This is a genomic window from Aminipila terrae, assembly GCF_010120715.1.
GTDB lineage: Bacteria > Bacillota > Clostridia > Peptostreptococcales > Anaerovoracaceae > Aminipila > Aminipila terrae.
In genome coordinates, this window is sequence record NZ_CP047591.1 from 1,124,207 (window position 1) to 1,138,734 (window position 14,528).

Sequence of the window (14,528 nt, forward strand, 5' to 3'; positions counted from 1 at the left end):
TAGCCTAAATTGCGCCATCAGTGCTAAAGCACTGGACACAATGTTAAAAAAGGGTGCGCAAGTAACCTGCGCACCCTCAGTTCTTAATTATACAAGCTCTAAGAATACTACTTCTGCGCAGTCTCCCTGTCTTGGTCCTAATTTTAAGATTCTTGTGTAGCCACCGTTTCTTTCAGCATACTTTGGAGCTATTTCTTCAAATAGCTTTGTTGCAACGTCTTCGTCGTATACATATGCAAGAACCTGTCTTTTAGCATGAAGATCACCACGCTTTGCAAGTGTGATTAACTTTTCAGCTTCTCTTCTAGCTTCCTTTGCTCTGCAGTCAGTTGTAGAAATACGTCCTTCTCTGAAAAGGTCAGTAACAATATTTCTAAGCATTGCTTTTCTATGAGCAGTAGGTCTGCCTAGTTTTCTGTATCCTGGCATAACTCTTCTCCTTTCCTGGCTTGTCTTTTTTGCCTATTGCTTTGTCATCCAGCTTTCTCCAGTACTCGCATACCATTTGTATGCTCCGTTCCTCGTAAACTGTTTTCCTCGCATCAGGCAAAAAATCCTTCGCCACCAATTATCGCTTATTCGTTATTGCTTATTCATCACTCGGTCTTAGACCAAGGCCTAATTCTTCAAGTTTGTGTTTTACTTCATCTAAGGATTTCTTACCCAGGTTTCTCACCTTCATCATATCCTCTTCGGATTTGTGAGTAAGTTCCTCTACTGTATTTATTGCAGCTCTCTTTAAGCAGTTGAATGAACGTACTGACAGCTCAAGCTCTTCAATAGTCATTTCAAGAGCCTTTTCCTTCTGGTCTTCTTCCTTTTCAACCATGATTTCCATAGAATCTGTTGCATCTGTAAGCTCAATAAACAGGTTCAGATGTTCCTGCATAATTTTAGCTCCAATGGACACGCCTTCTTCCGGAGTGATTGATCCGTCTGTCCAGATTTCCAGGATAAGCTTATCATAGTCTGTTACCTGGCCAACTCTTGTATTTTCAACTGTAAAGTTCACTTTTTTAACTGGTGTATATATTGAATCCACAGGAATCACTGCGATTGGTGTGTTTTCAGTCTTGTTCTGTTCAGCAGGAACATAGCCCCTGCCTCTTGCCAAGTTTATTTCCATAACCAGTGTTGCGTTTTCTTCTAGTGTTGCTATATGCAAATCGGGATTGAAGATTTCCATTTCCATATCGCCGATAATATCTGCAGCAGTTACTTCTTTTGGTCCTACAGCATTAATAATAACTCTCTTAGTATTTTCGCCATTCAGTCTGACAGCTAGTTTCTTGAGATTTAATATTATTTCTGTAACATCTTCTTTTACTCCAGGAATTGTTGAAAATTCATGAAGAATACCGTCAATTTTAACGGATGTTACAGCGGCACCTGGAAGGGAGCTAAGAAGTATCCTTCTTAAGCTGTTTCCAAGTGTAGTTCCATATCCTCTTTCAAGAGGTTCTACTACAAATTTACCATAATTCGCATCTTCTTCTGAGAATATACACTCTATTGTTGGTTTTTCGATTTCTATCACTAAAAAACCCTCCCTTTTCTTCCAAAATATCCCATAATATTAAGATATTATTTGGAATATAATTCGACGATTAGATGCTCTGCAATCGGAGTATCGATATCTTCTCTTCTAGGAATAGCAACAACCTTTCCTTCAAGCTTTTCAACATCAACAGTAATCCATGATGGTACACTGATTGCCATTTCTTTAACTTCCTTGAATTTAGGTGAGTTCTGACTCTTTTCCTTAACTCTGATCACATCTCCAGCCTTTACTTCAAGTGAAGGAATATCAACCTTATTTCCATTTAAAGTAAAGTGTCCATGTGTTACAAGCTGTCTTGCTTCTTTTCTTGATGATGCGAATCCCATTCTGAACACAACATTATCAAGTCTTGTTTCAAGCATAATCAGAAGGTTTTCACCAGTGATTCCCTTCTTCTTAGCAGCTTTATCAAATAAATTTCTAAACTGAGTTTCTAATAAACCATAGAATCTCTTAGCTTTCTGCTTTTCTCTTAACTGAAGTCCATATTCAGACATTTTCTTTCTTGCCTGACCATGTTGTCCAGGAGCGTAATTTCTTCTATCGATAGCGCATTTTGAGCTATAACATCTCTCGCCCTTTAAGAAAAGTTTCTGACCTTCTCTTCTGCATAATCTGCAGTTAGCATCTGTATATCTTGCCATTTTAAATTACTCCTCCCTTCAATTAGACTCTTCTTCTCTTTGGTGGTCTGCAACCATTATGAGGAATTGGTGTAATATCCTTAATCATATTGATTTCAAGACCAGCAGCTTGTAATGCTCTGATAGCAGCTTCACGTCCGGAACCTGGGCCCTTTACGTATACTTCTACTGTCTTCAGGCCATGTTCCATTGCAGCTTTAGCAGCTTCTTCAGCAGCCATCTGAGCTGCGAAAGGAGTTGATTTCCTTGATCCCTTGAATCCAAGAGCTCCTGCACTTGACCATGATAATGCATTTCCGTTTAAATCTGTAAGAGTAACAAGAGTATTGTTAAAGGTGGATTGGATATGTGCCTGGCCTTTTTCAATGTTCTTACGTTCTCTTCTCTTTTTTCTTACTGTTTTCTTTACAGTCTTAGCCATGATTTCCTACCTCCTTACTTCTTCTTCTTTCTACCTACAGTCTTCTTAGGACCTTTTCTAGTTCTGGCATTTGTCTTAGTTTTCTGTCCTCTAACAGGAAGACCTCTTCTATGTCTGATACCTCTGTAGCAGCCAATTTCCATAAGTCTCTTGATATTTAAAGAAACTTCTCTTCTTAAATCACCTTCTACAAGGTATTCCTGCTCAATGATTTTTCTGATCTTACCAGCCTCATCCTCAGTTAAATCTTTAACTCTTGTGTCAGGATTGATGCCTGCCTTTTCTAGAATAGCATTTGATGTCTTTCTTCCAATACCAAAAATGTAAGTCAGACCAATTTCTACTCTTTTTTCTCTAGGTAAATCTACTCCGGCTATACGAGCCATAAATTCCTCCTTCTCCCATCTTCCGTCACGCAAACCCTATGGGCAGCGTAATATAAACGGGGTAATCCATTTTAAACTTAAATTATAATTGTATTTTAACCTTGTTTCTGCTTGTGCTTTGGGTTTTCACAGATAACCATTACTTTACCGTTTCTCTTGATTATCTTGCACTTTTCGCAGATTGGTTTAACTGATGCTCTAACTTTCATCTTAAACCTCCTATTATTTATCTCTCCATGTAATTCTTCCGCGAGTCAGGTCATAAGGTGATAATTCAACCTTAACCTTATCTCCAGGAAGAATTCTGATGAAGTTCATTCTTATTTTTCCTGAAATGTGTGCAAGTACTTCGTATCCATTTTCAAGCTTAACCACAAACATTGCGTTTGGCTGAGCATCTACAACGGTACCCAATACTTCGATGACGTCTTTTTTCGCCATAATATAATTTACACCTTCCTTATTTATAAGGTAAGCAACTCAGGCTCACCATCTGTAATAACAACAGTATTTTCATAATGTGCTGATAGTTTGCCATCCACAGTAACTACCGTCCAATCGTCCAATAGTACTTCAACTTCATAATCACCCTGATTGATCATTGGTTCTATGGCAAATACCATGCCACTGGCCAACCTTGGGCCTCTGCCCGGTTTACCGTAGTTTGGAATCTGCGGCTCTTCATGCATATTTCTTCCAACACCATGACCTACAAAATCTCTTATTACAGAGAAGCCACCCTCTTCCGCTTTCATCTGAATAGCATGCGATATATCCGAAAGCCTGTATCCGACTTTACAGAATTTCAGGCCTTCAAAAAAGCTTTCTCTTGTAACTCGTATTAATTTTGCAGCTTCTTCGCTGATATTTCCTACAGCATAAGTTCTTGCAGCATCGCTTACATATCCCTTATAGGTAGAGCCTACATCTACACTGACTATGTCTCCCTCTTGAAGTATCCTTTTCTTTGAAGGAATTCCATGAACTACTTCATCGTTAACAGATACACATGCAGCCGCTGGATAATCACAATATCCTTTAAAAGTAGGGATCATATGATTTTTAAGGATGATATTTTCTACAAAGTTATTTACGTCCATAGTAGACATACCTGGCTTTATAAAATTCTCCAATTCCCTCAGAATGTAGCCTGTAACCTTACCGGATTCGCGCATTATGTCAATCTCTTGTTCTGATTTGATGATGATCATTGCTTATTCTCCTAACACGTTTACAATAGCAGTAAATACGTTGTCAAGGCCGGCTGCTCCATCAATGTGGGCAATATTTCCCTTTTTAGTGTAGTAGTCAACTAGCGGCATTGTCTGTGAATTGTAAACTTCAATCCTGTTTGCTACTGTGGCTTCTGTATCATCGCTTCTCTGATATAATTCACCACCACAAACATCACAGACCCCATCTTTTGCAGGAGGCATATTTACAACATGGTAAGTTGCCCCACATGCTCTGCAGACTCTCCTGCCAATCAATCGAACCATTAGCTCTTCTTTTTCAACTGCGATATCTAAAACTTTATCTATTTTTTTACCGTGATCAGCTAAAAACTCATCTAATTTTTCGGCCTGATAAACAGTTCTAGGGAATCCATCAAGAAGAAATCCTTCTTTACAGTCATCCTCCAGTAATCTGGTCGTCGCTATTTCTATTACTAGATCATCAGGAACAAGCTCGCCCTTGTTCATATACTCTTGAGCTTTCTTTCCAAGGGCAGTTCCTTCCTTTATATTTTTTCTGAATATATCGCCAGTAGATATATGCGGAATTCCATATTTTTCTATTATTCTGGTCGCCTGTGTGCCTTTTCCTGCACCCGGAGGGCCTAATAAAATTAAATTCATTAAATTTTCCTCCTTTATTCAATGTGCTATTTTAAGAATCCCTGGTAATTTCTCATTACCATCTGGTTTTCTAACTGTTTCATTGTATCCAATCCAACACCAACTGCAATCAGCAAAGATGTTCCGCCAAATCTGGCGTCAATCGCAGTAAAGTTGCTAAGTAATGTTGGCAGTGTAGCAATAATAGCAAGGAATATAGCACCTACAAAAGTAATTCTTGTCATTACTTTATTTAAATATTCAACAGTTGGCTTTCCAGGTCTGATACCAGGAATAAACCCACCATTTGCCTTCATATTATTTGCCACTTCAAGAGGGTTAAAAGTAACCGCAGTATAGAAGTAAGTAAAGAATATAATCAGCAGAATATTGAATGCAGTATAAATCCATACCCCCGGATCACCATGCGGTGAAAGCCATTTTGTAACAATCGCAGTAAATCCTGAGTTAGGGGCAAAGTATGTTATTGTCAGTGGGAACTGTAATAATGAAAGAGAGAAAATAACTGGAATAACACCAGCCTGATTTACTTTTAGCGGAATGTGCGTTGACTGTCCGCCGTACATCTTTCTTCCCACTACTCTTTTTGCATACTGTACAGGAATCCTTCTCTGGCCCTGTTGTATTTCAATGATTCCTACTATAACTACTGCTGCAAAAGCGAAGAACAGTAATACTGTAACCATTCCCAGTTCGCCAGCAGTAAACTTAGCCCAGTTTGTATGAATCGCACTTGGTATTCTTGCAATAATACCACCGAAGATAATCAGTGAAATACCGTTTCCAATACCATTTTCATTGATTTGTTCACCCAACCACATTAAGAATGCAGTACCAGCTGAAAGGGTAAGTACGATAACAGCTACTGAGAAGAAATCAGTGCTGATCAATGCTTTTCTGAACAAACCAATGGACAGGCCGATGGCCTGAACAAATGCAAGTACAACCGTCAGATATCTGGTGTACTGCGCAATTTTTTTCTTACCTTCTGTTCCTTCTTTAGCAAGTCTTTCCAAGGAAGGAATAGCAATGGTTAATAATTGTAAAATAATTGATGCAGTGATATAAGGAGTGATACTTAAAGCAAATATAGTAAAATTACTGAAAGATCCTCCAGAGAATAAGTCAAACAAGCCAAACAATCCTGTTCCGCCATGAAACATCTGAGAAAGAACATCTCTGTTAATGCCAGGAACCGGAATATTTGAACCCACCCTGTAAACTACCAGCATTAAAAGAGTAAAAACCATTTTTCTTCTAATATCTGCAATTTTCCATGCGTGGGCGATTGTTCCAAACATGTTCATCTTAGATCACCTCTGCCTTTCCTCCGGCAGACTCAATTTTTTCTATTGCTGTTTTGCTAAATTTGTGAGCCTTAACAGTTACTCCTTTTTCAAGAGTTCCTTCACCCAGAATCTTAATTCCGTCTTTAACCTGCTTTACCATTCCTGCTTCTTTTAAAAGTTCAGGAGTGATAACAGTACCCGCTTCAAATCTATTTAAATCATCAACGTTTAGAATTGTGTATTCTGTTCTCCAAATATTAGTAAAACCTCTTTTTGGAATTCTTCTGTATAATGGCATCTGACCGCCTTCAAAGCCAAGTCTGACACCGCCGCCACTTCTGGAGTTCTGGCCATTCATACCTCTACCGCCAGTTTTACCCTGACCTGTAGCGGTACCACGGCCTCTTCTCTTACGGTTCTTAGTTGAACCCTCGGCTGCTCTTAATTCATGCAGTTTCATATTTCCCGCACCTCCAATCCTACAGTTCTTCTACAGTCACAAGATGCTCAACCTTTTTTATAGCGCCACGTGCTTGTGGGCAATCAGGCATTTCGTTTGAACTGTGCATCTTCTTTAAACCTAAAGCTTCAACAATTTTTTTGTGCTGAGGAAGCGCTCCAATTGTACTCTTTGTTAAAGTTACTTTAATCATCTTAGCCATTTGTATCTTCCTCCTATCCTAAAATTTCTTCTTTAGTCTTTCCTCTTAATCTGCTGATCTGTTCAACAGTCTTTAAGCCTCTAAGACCCTCCAGTGTAGCATAAGCCATATTTACGGTATTACTTGAACCGATAGACTTAGCTCTAACGTCTTTCAATCCAGCAGCTTCCAGTACCATACGTACAGATGAACCTGCGATAACTCCAGTACCTGGAGCAGCCGGCATGATTAAAACATTACCTGCGCCGAATGTTCCTAAAGTTCTGTGTGGGATTGTTGTTCCTACTGTCGGAACATATACTAAATTTTTCTTTGCATCTTCGATAGCTTTTCTTACAGCTTCAGGAATTTCCTGAGCCTTTCCAAGACCTACGCCAACGTATCCTTCACCATTACCAACAACGACGGATACGCTGAATCTCATATTTCTACCACCCTTAACAGTCTTAGCAACACGTCTGATGTTAACGATAGTTTCCTTTAAGTCTAGCTTGGATGCATCAATAATATTTTGTCGCATTCCTTTTTTTCCTCCTGTTAGAATTTCAATCCTGCTTCACGTGCAGCTTCTGCTAATTCCTGTACTCTTCCGTGATATAAATATCCACCTCTGTCAAAGCATACAGTTTCGATTCCCTTAGCAATTGCTCTCTTAGCAATAGCTTCTCCAACTAACTTAGCAGCTTCCTTGTTACCACCATAAGCACACTGAGCCTTTAATTCTTTATCAGCTGTTGATGCTGCTGCAAGTGTAACACCATTTACATCATCAATTACCTGTACAGAGATATTCTTAAGGCTTCTGTAAACGCAAAGTCTTGGTCTTTCAGGAGTTCCATGTAAGTGCTTTCTTACTCTTTCATGTCTAGCTACTCGTCTATCATTTTTACTTTCTTTTGCCATTTGATTTCACTCCTTCCTTATTTTTTACCAGTCTTTCCTTCTTTACGACGGATAACTTCGCCTTCATAACGAATACCCTTAGCCTTATATGGTTCAGGACGTCTCCATTTTCTGATATTAGCAGTATAGTTTCCAACTAAGGCCTTATCAATACCCTTAACAATTACTTCAGTAGGTGAAGTAACTTCAGTAGTGATTCCTTCAGGATCTTCCATTTCAACTGGATGTGAGTATCCAAGGTTCATAACAAGAGTCTTGCCCTTCTTTTCTGCCTTATAACCAACACCAACCAATTGAAGCTTCTTTTCATATCCAGCAGTAACTCCTGTAACCATATTGTTAATAAGAGTTCTTGCCAGTCCATGCTGCTCTCTTGAGCTCTTGTTATCACCATCTCTGGTAACCGTAAGAACTCCATCAGCAATCTCAACTTTTACCAGCTTGCTAACTGGTTCTGAAAGCTGACCCTTAGGTCCCTTTACAGTAACCACATTGTTGCTGTCAACCTTAACCTCTACGCCTGAAGGAAGGTTAACAGGTAATTTACCTATTCTTGACATTTTTTATTCCTCCTACCAAACGTAACAGATTACTTCTCCGCCGATTCCAAGTCTTCTTGCTTCTTTATCACTGATTACTCCATTTGAAGTTGAAATAATAGCGATACCCAGGCCTCCCAGTACTCTTGGTACTTCGTCAGCCTTAGCATAAACTTTTAAACCTGGCTTTGAAATCTTTTTGATTCCACTAATAACTCTTTCCTTTTCAGCACCATATTTCATCTGAACTCTGATAGTGCCCTGCTTGTCGTCTTCAATAACGTCATAGCCTTTAATATATCCTTCTTCAGTTAAGATGCCTGCGATTGACTTCTTCATTTTTGATGCAGGAATATCAACTGTTGTATGTCCTACAGTATTGGCATTTCTGATTCTTGTTAGCATATCTGCTATTGGATCTGTCATTGTCATTCTGAATATTCTCCTTTCCTTGCGAGGTTCCCCGTAAGGCCTCCGCAATCAATTTAAAAATTTACCAGCTTGCTTTTTTAACGCCTGGGATTTCTCCCTTATAAGCAAGTTCTCTGAAACAGATTCGGCAGATACCATACTTTCTTAATACAGAATGTGGTCTTCCGCAAATCTTGCATCTTGTATAAGCACGAGTAGAAAACTTAGGTTTTCTAGCCTGTTTTACTTTGAGAGATGTCTTTGCCATGGTTCCCTCCTATTTCTCAAACGGCATGCCAAGTAACTGCAACAATGAAGCAGCTTCTTCATCAGTTTTAGCCGTTGTAGTGAATACAATATTCATACCCTTAGTCTTATCTACCTTATCAAATTCGATTTCAGGGAAAATCAACTGTTCTTTGATACCCATTGAGTAGTTTCCTCTGCCATCAAATGAATTCTTGCTTACTCCCTTAAAGTCTCTTACTCTTGGAAGAGCGATGTTAAATAGCTTGTCAGCAAATTCAAACATGTTGTCTCCTCTCAGAGTAACTTTTGCTCCAACAGGCATACCCTGTCTAACCTTGAAGTTTGCGATAGATTTCTTTGATTTAGTGATTACCGGTCTCTGTCCACTGATGATTGCTAATTCTTCAACGGCAGTTTCCATAATCTTAGCATTTTCCTTTGCTTCGCCAAGACCCATATTAATTGTAATCTTTTCAAGTACAGGAACTTCCATAACATTCTTATATCCATGCTTATCCATCATGGCTTTAAATACTTCACTTTTGTAAGTTTCTCTTAGTCTAGCTGTCAAAATCGTCTCCTCCTTTCTTAATCAATTACTGCCCCAGTTTTCTTAGATACTCTGACTTTTTTGCCATTTTCTTCTGTGTATCCAATTCTGGTAGGAGCTTTTGCTTTGTTGTCATAAAACATAACGTTTGAAACATGGATTGGACCTTCAACATGCTTAATCTCAGATTTAGCAGTTCTTGTCTGTTTCTGATGTTTAGTCTGGATGTTAATTCCTTCTACAACAACTCTATTTTCTTTCGGCATAGCCTTAAGGACTTTACCTTTTTTTCCTTTATCTTTACCAGTGATTACTAACACTGTATCGCCTTTTTTAATATGCATCCGAACACCTCCTATAATACTTCTGGTGCCAATGACACGATCTTCATAAAGCTCTTATCTCTAAGTTCTCTAGCTACTGGTCCGAAGATACGAGTACCCACTGGATTCTTATCTTCTTTAATAATTACAGCTGCATTCTGATCGAACTTTACATAGCTACCGTCATTTCTTCTAGCGCCAGTCTTAGTTCTTACTATTACAGCCTTTACAACGTCGCCCTTTTTTACAACGCCGCCGGGTGTTGCTTCTTTAACAGCGCAAACAATTATATCTCCAATATTCGCACACTTTCGGCTTGTACCGCCAAGAATACGGATACATAAAAGTTCCTTCGCACCTGAATTGTCAGCAACCTTTAATCTAGTTTCTGTCTGAATCATAATCTGGTGCCTCCTTTACTTAACCTTTTCAACAATGTTAACAAGTCTCCATCTCTTATCTTTTGATAGAGGTCTTGTTTCCATGATTCTTACTTTATCTCCGATATTACATTCGTTATTTTCATCGTGAGCTTTGACTTTCTTAGTTCTCTTTACGGCTTTTCCATAAAGGGAATGTCTTACGAAGTCTTCCATTGCAACAGTGATAGTCTTATCCATCTTATCACTTACCACGATACCGACCTTAGTCTTTCTTCTGTTTCTCTCAACTGTCATATTACATCCTCCTTTCTAATTAGCCCTGAACCTTCTGAAGTTCTTTTTCTCTGATAATGGTTTTAACTTTTGCAATCTGCTTTTTTGTATCTCTTAATTTTATAGGGTTTTCTAACTGTCCCGTTACATGCTGAAATCTTAAATTGAACAATTCATTCTTCATTTTCTTTAATTCAGCAGTAAGCTCAGTTTCAGTCATTTCTCTCATTTTCTTTAATTCCATTATGCTTCACCACCCTCTGCTATTTCTTGGCCTTTGATGGCAAACTTACACTTTACTGGTAGCTTGTGCATAGCAAGTCTCATTGCTTCTCTGGCCTTTTCTTCTGAAACACCTTGGATTTCAAACATTACTCTACCAGGTTTAACTACTGCTACCCAATACTCAGGAGCACCTTTACCGGAACCCATACGTACTTCAGCTGGTTTCTTTGTAACCGGCTTGTGTGGGAAAATATCAATATATACTTTACCACCTCTCTTAATAGATCTTGTCATAGCTATTCTGGCAGCCTCGATCTGGTTTGAGGTGATCCAACCACATTCCTCTGAAATTAAACCGTATTCACCATAAGCAATTTTGTTACCTTTAGTTGCAACGCCCTTCATTCTTCCTCTGTGGACTCTTCTGCGTTTAACGCGCTTTGGCATTAACATCGCTGTCTTCCTCCTTTCTCAATGCCGCAAGTACAATTTATATCATCTGCATAAATTTTGTACCCGGCTCTTCTATCTATTATTCAGTCACTTCTACGTTTTCTTCAGCAGGAGCTGTAACAGCTTCGCTTACAGGTGCAGCTTCTACCTTCGGAGTCTTTCTTACTCTTGGGTTTACTGCCTTTGGCGCTTCAGCCTTAGCATCTCTGTCTCTTCTAGGTCTTCTATCGCCATCATTTCTGTCTCTTCTAGGTCTTCTTTCGCCGTCGTTTCTGTCTCTTCTGTCTCTTCTTCCTTCTTTTTCTTCAGGAATAGGACTCTTCAGACCCTTATCAAGAATTTCGCCGTGGTTAATCCAAACCTTAACACCAATCTTACCGTAAGTAGTATCAGCTTCAGCAAAACCATAATCGATATCAGCTCTTAAAGTGTGTAGCGGAACATTACCTTCACTGTATTTTTCGCTTCTGGCAATTTCAGCACCGCCAAGTCTTCCTGCACAAAGAACTTTGATTCCCTTTGCTCCAGACTTCATTGTTCTTCCGATAGCCTGCTTCATAGCTCTTCTGAAAGAAATTCTTCTTTCCAGTGCCTGTGCAATGCTTTCAGCAGTAAGCTGTGCATCCATTTCAACCTTTTTGATTTCAACGATGCTGATTTCAACTTCCTTACCAGTCATCTTTACGATGTCTTTCTTAAGGGCGTCAATACCATCTCCAGCTCTTCCGATTACCATACCTGGTTTACCAGTCAGCACAGTAACCCTGATTTTTCCTGCTGCTGCTCTTTCGATTAAAACTTTTGAAACGCCTGCAACATATAACTTCTTCTTTGTATATTCTCTAACCTTCTGGTCTTCTACAAGAAAATCAGCGAAATTGTTCTTGTCTGCATACCATTTGGAATCCCAGTCTTTTATAATGCCCACTCTTAAACCATGTGGACTTACTTTCTGACCCATTCAATGAACCTCCTATCTTAGTTTCTTTCCTTAAGAGTTACGCCAATGTGACTGCTTCTCTTAAGAATTACTGATGCTCTACCTTGTGCTCCCGCTCTCCATCTCTTCATAGTTGGTCCCTGGTGAGCATAAACCTCAGCAACATATAGATTATCCGGATTCATGTCGAAGTTGTTTTCAGCGTTTGCAGCAGCAGACTTAACAACCTTTTCAACTATTTCAGAACCCTTACCAGGTGTAAACTTTAAAATGGTAAGTGCCTCATTTAAATCTTTTCCTCTTACTAAATCAGTAATTGGCTTTAGCTTTATAGGAGACATTCTTACATATTTTGCAATTGCTTTTGCTTCCATCTTTTTACATCTCCTTTACTTATTTTTTCTTAGTAGTTTTATCAGCAGCGTGACCTCTGTAGTTTCTTGTTGGAGCAAATTCTCCCAGTCTGTGTCCTACCATATCTTCAGTGATATATACAGGAACGTGCTTCTTACCGTCATGCACTGCAATTGTGTGCCCCACCATCTGTGGGAATATTGTAGATGGTCTTGACCATGTCTTTAATACTTTCTTTTCGTTAGCTTCGTTCATTGCTATGATAGCCTTCAAAAGCTTAGCGTTTACGAAAGGGCCCTTTTTAAGTGATCTACCCATTATCTATGCTCCTTCCTATTTTTCATTTCTTCTCTTTACGATATACTGATTAGAAGCTTTATTCTTCTTTCTAGTCTTAAGTCCAAGAGCAGGCTTACCCCAAGGAGTAACCGGACTAACTCTACCGATACCAGCCTTACCTTCACCACCGCCGTGTGGGTGATCGTTAGGGTTCATTACAGAACCTCTTACAGTAGGTCTCCAGCCCATGTGTCTCTTTCTTCCGGCTTTACCAATCTGAATGTTAGAATGTTCACCATTTCCAACTTCACCGATAGTAGCTCTGCATTCCATTCTGACTCTTCTAACTTCTCCGGAAGGAAGTCTTACCTGTGCGTAATCGCCTTCCTTAGCCATAAGCTGAGCACCGTTTCCGGCAGATCTAACCAGCTGAGCGCCTTTTCCGTGCTTCAGTTCGATGTTGTGAATAATTGTACCCACTGGAATATTAGCAAGTGGAAGAGCATTTCCTACTTTAATATCCGCATCAGCACCAGATACGATTACATCCCCAACATATAGCTTGTTAGGAGCTATGATATATCTTTTTTCGCCGTCTGCATAAACAATTAATGCAATGTTTGCACTTCTGTTTGGATCATACTCAATTGTAGCAACCTTAGCTGGAACACCGTCTTTATTTCTCTTAAAGTCGATGATTCTGTACTTAGGTCTGTATCCGCCACCTCTGTGTCTTACTGTAATTTTACCTCTCACATTTCTTCCGGAATGCTTCTTAAGAGTTACTGTAAGAGACTTTTCTGGTGTGCTTGTTGTAATTTCTTCAAATGTTGAAACCGTCATTCCTCTTAATCCAGGAGTGGTCGGATTATACTTTTTGATTCCCATATTTTTCGTCCCTCCTTATAGACCCTGGAAGAATTCGATTTCCTTACTGCTGTCAGTAAGAGTAACAATCGCCTTCTTTGAAGCCGCAGTTCTACCTACGTTTCTTCCCATTCTCTTAACTTTACCTTGAACATTCATGATGTTTACTTTTTCTACTTCTACACCAAAGATTTCTTCGATAGCTAATTTAACTTCAGTCTTATTAGCGTCTGTAGCTACTTTGAAAGTGTATTTCTTTTCCTGTGCGTTATCCATACTTGTTTCGGAGATAACCGGCTTAATAATTACGTCGTAAGCAGTTCTCATTATGAATACACCTCCTCAATCTTATTGATCGCTTCTTTCGTTACAATGAAGCTTGTGTAGTTAATGATTTCATACACATTCATTGTTCCTACTAAAGCTGTTCTTACTCCTGGAATGTTAGCAGCTGATCTGATAACGTTTTCGTCCTTTTCAGCCATAACGATTAATGCCTTTTTAGCAGCATTTACATTTCCTAACACCTTAATCATTTCCTTTGTTTTAGGAGCTTCAAAGTTTAATGTATCAAGTACGATGATTTCCTTTTCTGCAACCTTTGAGGAAAGAGCGGACTTCATTGCAAGTCTTCTCAGTTTCTTAGGAACTGTATATCTGTAATCTCTTGGCTTTGGTGCAAATACTACACCACCACCAATCTGTGATGGGTCTGTTGAACTACCCTGTCTGTGACGACCAGTACCCTTCTGTCTGAAAGGCTTTCTACCACCGCCTCTGACTTCGCCTCTATTTTTAGCTGACTGTGTACCCTGTCTTTGGTTAGCCAGATAATTTTTTACTACTGCATGAACAGCGTTCTGATTTGGTTCGATACCAAAGATTGCATCGCTTAAATCAATGCTTCCAACTTCTGCTCCTGCCATGTTTAGCATAGTTACTTTTGCCATTTTCTAC

Annotated in this window: 30 protein-coding genes; all 30 read right to left on the reverse strand. The window is 39.2% G+C overall.

All coding sequences use genetic code 11. The features are described from left to right. Positions 1–87: 87 nt before the first annotated feature. Positions 88–429, reverse strand: coding sequence for a 50S ribosomal protein L17 (gene rplQ, locus Ami3637_RS05300; RefSeq protein WP_162361650.1), 342 nt, complete (start codon positions 427–429; stop codon positions 88–90). Continuing rightward, positions 389–568 (reverse strand): hypothetical protein, encoded by a 180-nt coding sequence (locus Ami3637_RS05305; RefSeq protein ID WP_162361651.1) that lies wholly within the window; start codon positions 566–568, stop codon positions 389–391. Before Ami3637_RS05305 ends, rplQ begins: the two co-directional genes overlap by 41 nt. 21 nt (positions 569–589) lie before the next feature. Next, positions 590–1,537, reverse strand: a complete 948-nt coding sequence (locus tag Ami3637_RS05310; RefSeq protein ID WP_162361652.1) for a DNA-directed RNA polymerase subunit alpha — start codon at positions 1,535–1,537, stop codon at positions 590–592. A gap of 47 nt (positions 1,538–1,584) precedes the next feature. Further along, on the reverse strand, positions 1,585–2,205 hold the full coding sequence (rpsD, locus tag Ami3637_RS05315) for a 30S ribosomal protein S4 (protein WP_162361653.1): 621 nt from the start codon (positions 2,203–2,205) through the stop codon (positions 1,585–1,587). A 22-nt stretch (positions 2,206–2,227) separates the two neighbouring features. Next, positions 2,228–2,626: a 30S ribosomal protein S11 gene (gene rpsK, locus Ami3637_RS05320; RefSeq protein ID WP_128744733.1), complete on the reverse strand. Its 399-nt coding sequence runs from the start codon at positions 2,624–2,626 to the stop codon at positions 2,228–2,230. 14 nt (positions 2,627–2,640) lie between these two features. After that, positions 2,641–3,012 (reverse strand): 30S ribosomal protein S13, encoded by a 372-nt coding sequence (gene rpsM, locus Ami3637_RS05325; protein ID WP_162361654.1) that lies wholly within the window; start codon positions 3,010–3,012, stop codon positions 2,641–2,643. Between the two features lie 95 nt (positions 3,013–3,107). Continuing rightward, positions 3,108–3,221, reverse strand: coding sequence for a 50S ribosomal protein L36 (gene rpmJ / locus Ami3637_RS05330; RefSeq protein WP_128744731.1), 114 nt, complete (start codon positions 3,219–3,221; stop codon positions 3,108–3,110). 13 nt (positions 3,222–3,234) lie between these two features. Next, entirely contained in the window at positions 3,235–3,453 is a 219-nt protein-coding gene (gene infA, locus Ami3637_RS05335; protein ID WP_162361655.1) for a translation initiation factor IF-1, read from the reverse strand. A gap of 23 nt (positions 3,454–3,476) precedes the next feature. After that, positions 3,477–4,223, reverse strand: coding sequence for a type I methionyl aminopeptidase (map, locus tag Ami3637_RS05340; RefSeq protein ID WP_162361656.1), 747 nt, complete (start codon positions 4,221–4,223; stop codon positions 3,477–3,479). Between the two features lie 3 nt (positions 4,224–4,226). Further along, the gene (locus Ami3637_RS05345) at positions 4,227–4,871 is read right to left on the reverse strand and encodes an adenylate kinase (RefSeq protein WP_162361657.1); all 645 of its coding nucleotides are present in this window, start codon (positions 4,869–4,871) and stop codon (positions 4,227–4,229) included. 26 nt (positions 4,872–4,897) lie between these two features. Continuing rightward, positions 4,898–6,172, reverse strand: coding sequence for a preprotein translocase subunit SecY (secY, locus tag Ami3637_RS05350; RefSeq protein WP_162363672.1), 1,275 nt, complete (start codon positions 6,170–6,172; stop codon positions 4,898–4,900). Between the two features lie 7 nt (positions 6,173–6,179). Next, entirely contained in the window at positions 6,180–6,620 is a 441-nt protein-coding gene (gene rplO / locus Ami3637_RS05355; protein WP_162361658.1) for a 50S ribosomal protein L15, read from the reverse strand. A gap of 19 nt (positions 6,621–6,639) precedes the next feature. Then, complete coding sequence (gene rpmD, locus Ami3637_RS05360; protein ID WP_128744725.1) at positions 6,640–6,822, reverse strand: 50S ribosomal protein L30; 183 nt, start codon at positions 6,820–6,822, stop codon at positions 6,640–6,642. Positions 6,823–6,835: 13 nt separating this feature from the next. After that, on the reverse strand, positions 6,836–7,342 hold the full coding sequence (gene rpsE, locus Ami3637_RS05365; RefSeq protein WP_162361659.1) for a 30S ribosomal protein S5: 507 nt from the start codon (positions 7,340–7,342) through the stop codon (positions 6,836–6,838). A 17-nt stretch (positions 7,343–7,359) separates the two neighbouring features. Beyond that, a complete protein-coding gene (gene rplR / locus Ami3637_RS05370; protein ID WP_162361660.1) occupies positions 7,360–7,725 on the reverse strand; it encodes a 50S ribosomal protein L18 in 366 nt (121 codons plus the stop codon). Positions 7,726–7,742: 17 nt separating this feature from the next. Next, on the reverse strand, positions 7,743–8,285 hold the full coding sequence (gene rplF / locus Ami3637_RS05375) for a 50S ribosomal protein L6 (protein ID WP_162361661.1): 543 nt from the start codon (positions 8,283–8,285) through the stop codon (positions 7,743–7,745). A gap of 12 nt (positions 8,286–8,297) precedes the next feature. Then, entirely contained in the window at positions 8,298–8,696 is a 399-nt protein-coding gene (gene rpsH, locus Ami3637_RS05380; protein WP_162361662.1) for a 30S ribosomal protein S8, read from the reverse strand. A gap of 61 nt (positions 8,697–8,757) precedes the next feature. After that, entirely contained in the window at positions 8,758–8,943 is a 186-nt protein-coding gene (locus Ami3637_RS05385; protein ID WP_128744720.1) for a type Z 30S ribosomal protein S14, read from the reverse strand. Positions 8,944–8,952: 9 nt separating this feature from the next. Next, positions 8,953–9,495, reverse strand: coding sequence for a 50S ribosomal protein L5 (rplE, locus tag Ami3637_RS05390; protein ID WP_162361663.1), 543 nt, complete (start codon positions 9,493–9,495; stop codon positions 8,953–8,955). Positions 9,496–9,512: 17 nt separating this feature from the next. Further along, the gene (gene rplX, locus Ami3637_RS05395; RefSeq protein WP_162361664.1) at positions 9,513–9,818 is read right to left on the reverse strand and encodes a 50S ribosomal protein L24; all 306 of its coding nucleotides are present in this window, start codon (positions 9,816–9,818) and stop codon (positions 9,513–9,515) included. A gap of 11 nt (positions 9,819–9,829) precedes the next feature. Beyond that, positions 9,830–10,198, reverse strand: a complete 369-nt coding sequence (gene rplN, locus Ami3637_RS05400) for a 50S ribosomal protein L14 (protein ID WP_162361665.1) — start codon at positions 10,196–10,198, stop codon at positions 9,830–9,832. Between the two features lie 15 nt (positions 10,199–10,213). After that, positions 10,214–10,474: a 30S ribosomal protein S17 gene (gene rpsQ, locus Ami3637_RS05405; protein WP_162361666.1), complete on the reverse strand. Its 261-nt coding sequence runs from the start codon at positions 10,472–10,474 to the stop codon at positions 10,214–10,216. A 19-nt stretch (positions 10,475–10,493) separates the two neighbouring features. After that, complete coding sequence (gene rpmC, locus Ami3637_RS05410; RefSeq protein WP_162361667.1) at positions 10,494–10,697, reverse strand: 50S ribosomal protein L29; 204 nt, start codon at positions 10,695–10,697, stop codon at positions 10,494–10,496. Beyond that, entirely contained in the window at positions 10,697–11,131 is a 435-nt protein-coding gene (gene rplP, locus Ami3637_RS05415; protein ID WP_162361668.1) for a 50S ribosomal protein L16, read from the reverse strand. The genes rpmC and rplP overlap by 1 nt, the downstream gene beginning before the upstream one ends. A 79-nt stretch (positions 11,132–11,210) precedes the next feature. Continuing rightward, a complete protein-coding gene (rpsC, locus tag Ami3637_RS05420; protein WP_162361669.1) occupies positions 11,211–12,092 on the reverse strand; it encodes a 30S ribosomal protein S3 in 882 nt (293 codons plus the stop codon). Positions 12,093–12,109: 17 nt separating this feature from the next. Beyond that, a complete protein-coding gene (rplV, locus tag Ami3637_RS05425) occupies positions 12,110–12,445 on the reverse strand; it encodes a 50S ribosomal protein L22 (protein ID WP_162361670.1) in 336 nt (111 codons plus the stop codon). A 19-nt stretch (positions 12,446–12,464) separates the two neighbouring features. Further along, positions 12,465–12,743: a 30S ribosomal protein S19 gene (gene rpsS / locus Ami3637_RS05430; protein ID WP_162361671.1), complete on the reverse strand. Its 279-nt coding sequence runs from the start codon at positions 12,741–12,743 to the stop codon at positions 12,465–12,467. A gap of 15 nt (positions 12,744–12,758) precedes the next feature. Next, on the reverse strand, positions 12,759–13,592 hold the full coding sequence (gene rplB, locus Ami3637_RS05435) for a 50S ribosomal protein L2 (protein ID WP_162361672.1): 834 nt from the start codon (positions 13,590–13,592) through the stop codon (positions 12,759–12,761). A gap of 15 nt (positions 13,593–13,607) precedes the next feature. After that, the gene (rplW, locus tag Ami3637_RS05440; RefSeq protein ID WP_162361673.1) at positions 13,608–13,898 is read right to left on the reverse strand and encodes a 50S ribosomal protein L23; all 291 of its coding nucleotides are present in this window, start codon (positions 13,896–13,898) and stop codon (positions 13,608–13,610) included. Then, on the reverse strand, positions 13,898–14,521 hold the full coding sequence (gene rplD / locus Ami3637_RS05445; RefSeq protein WP_162361674.1) for a 50S ribosomal protein L4: 624 nt from the start codon (positions 14,519–14,521) through the stop codon (positions 13,898–13,900). Before rplD ends, rplW begins: the two co-directional genes overlap by 1 nt. Positions 14,522–14,528: the final 7 nt, after the last annotated feature.

Excerpts from the sequence above, each read along its gene's own strand:
- map (WP_162361656.1), bottom strand. The coding sequence starts at position 4,223 with ATGATCATCATCAAATCAGAACAAGAGATTGACATAATGCGCGAATCC.
- rpsS (WP_162361671.1), bottom strand. The coding sequence starts at position 12,743 with ATGGGTAGATCACTTAAAAAGGGCCCTTTCGTAAACGCTAAGCTTTTG.
- rplB (WP_162361672.1), bottom strand. The coding sequence starts at position 13,592 with ATGGGAATCAAAAAGTATAATCCGACCACTCCTGGATTAAGAGGAATG.
- rpsM (WP_162361654.1), bottom strand. The coding sequence starts at position 3,012 with ATGGCTCGTATAGCCGGAGTAGATTTACCTAGAGAAAAAAGAGTAGAA.
- rplX (WP_162361664.1), bottom strand. The coding sequence starts at position 9,818 with ATGCATATTAAAAAAGGCGATACAGTGTTAGTAATCACTGGTAAAGAT.
- rplV (WP_162361670.1), bottom strand. The coding sequence starts at position 12,445 with ATGGAAGCAAAAGCAATTGCAAAATATGTAAGAATGTCTCCTATAAAG.
- infA (WP_162361655.1), bottom strand. The coding sequence starts at position 3,453 with ATGGCGAAAAAAGACGTCATCGAAGTATTGGGTACCGTTGTAGATGCT.
- rplW (WP_162361673.1), bottom strand. The coding sequence starts at position 13,898 with ATGAGAACTGCTTACGACGTAATTATTAAGCCGGTTATCTCCGAAACA.
- rpsQ (WP_162361666.1), bottom strand. The coding sequence starts at position 10,474 with ATGACAGTTGAGAGAAACAGAAGAAAGACTAAGGTCGGTATCGTGGTA.
- secY (WP_162363672.1), bottom strand. The coding sequence starts at position 6,172 with ATGTTTGGAACAATCGCCCACGCATGGAAAATTGCAGATATTAGAAGA.
- rpmJ (WP_128744731.1), bottom strand. The coding sequence starts at position 3,221 with ATGAAAGTTAGAGCATCAGTTAAACCAATCTGCGAAAAGTGCAAGATA.
- rplF (WP_162361661.1), bottom strand. The coding sequence starts at position 8,285 with ATGTCAAGAATAGGTAAATTACCTGTTAACCTTCCTTCAGGCGTAGAG.
- rplD (WP_162361674.1), bottom strand. The coding sequence starts at position 14,521 with ATGGCAAAAGTAACTATGCTAAACATGGCAGGAGCAGAAGTTGGAAGC.
- rplQ (WP_162361650.1), bottom strand. The coding sequence starts at position 429 with ATGCCAGGATACAGAAAACTAGGCAGACCTACTGCTCATAGAAAAGCA.
- rpsC (WP_162361669.1), bottom strand. The coding sequence starts at position 12,092 with ATGGGTCAGAAAGTAAGTCCACATGGTTTAAGAGTGGGCATTATAAAA.
- rplR (WP_162361660.1), bottom strand. The coding sequence starts at position 7,725 with ATGGCAAAAGAAAGTAAAAATGATAGACGAGTAGCTAGACATGAAAGA.
- rpsH (WP_162361662.1), bottom strand. The coding sequence starts at position 8,696 with ATGACAATGACAGATCCAATAGCAGATATGCTAACAAGAATCAGAAAT.
- rpmD (WP_128744725.1), bottom strand. The coding sequence starts at position 6,822 with ATGGCTAAGATGATTAAAGTAACTTTAACAAAGAGTACAATTGGAGCG.
- Ami3637_RS05385 (WP_128744720.1), bottom strand. The coding sequence starts at position 8,943 with ATGGCAAAGACATCTCTCAAAGTAAAACAGGCTAGAAAACCTAAGTTT.
- rpmC (WP_162361667.1), bottom strand. The coding sequence starts at position 10,697 with ATGGAATTAAAGAAAATGAGAGAAATGACTGAAACTGAGCTTACTGCT.
- rplN (WP_162361665.1), bottom strand. The coding sequence starts at position 10,198 with ATGATTCAGACAGAAACTAGATTAAAGGTTGCTGACAATTCAGGTGCG.
- Ami3637_RS05345 (WP_162361657.1), bottom strand. The coding sequence starts at position 4,871 with ATGAATTTAATTTTATTAGGCCCTCCGGGTGCAGGAAAAGGCACACAG.
- rpsD (WP_162361653.1), bottom strand. The coding sequence starts at position 2,205 with ATGGCAAGATATACAGATGCTAACTGCAGATTATGCAGAAGAGAAGGT.
- rpsK (WP_128744733.1), bottom strand. The coding sequence starts at position 2,626 with ATGGCTAAGACTGTAAAGAAAACAGTAAGAAAAAAGAGAAGAGAACGT.
- rplP (WP_162361668.1), bottom strand. The coding sequence starts at position 11,131 with ATGTTAATGCCAAAGCGCGTTAAACGCAGAAGAGTCCACAGAGGAAGA.
- rpsE (WP_162361659.1), bottom strand. The coding sequence starts at position 7,342 with ATGCGACAAAATATTATTGATGCATCCAAGCTAGACTTAAAGGAAACT.
- rplO (WP_162361658.1), bottom strand. The coding sequence starts at position 6,620 with ATGAAACTGCATGAATTAAGAGCAGCCGAGGGTTCAACTAAGAACCGT.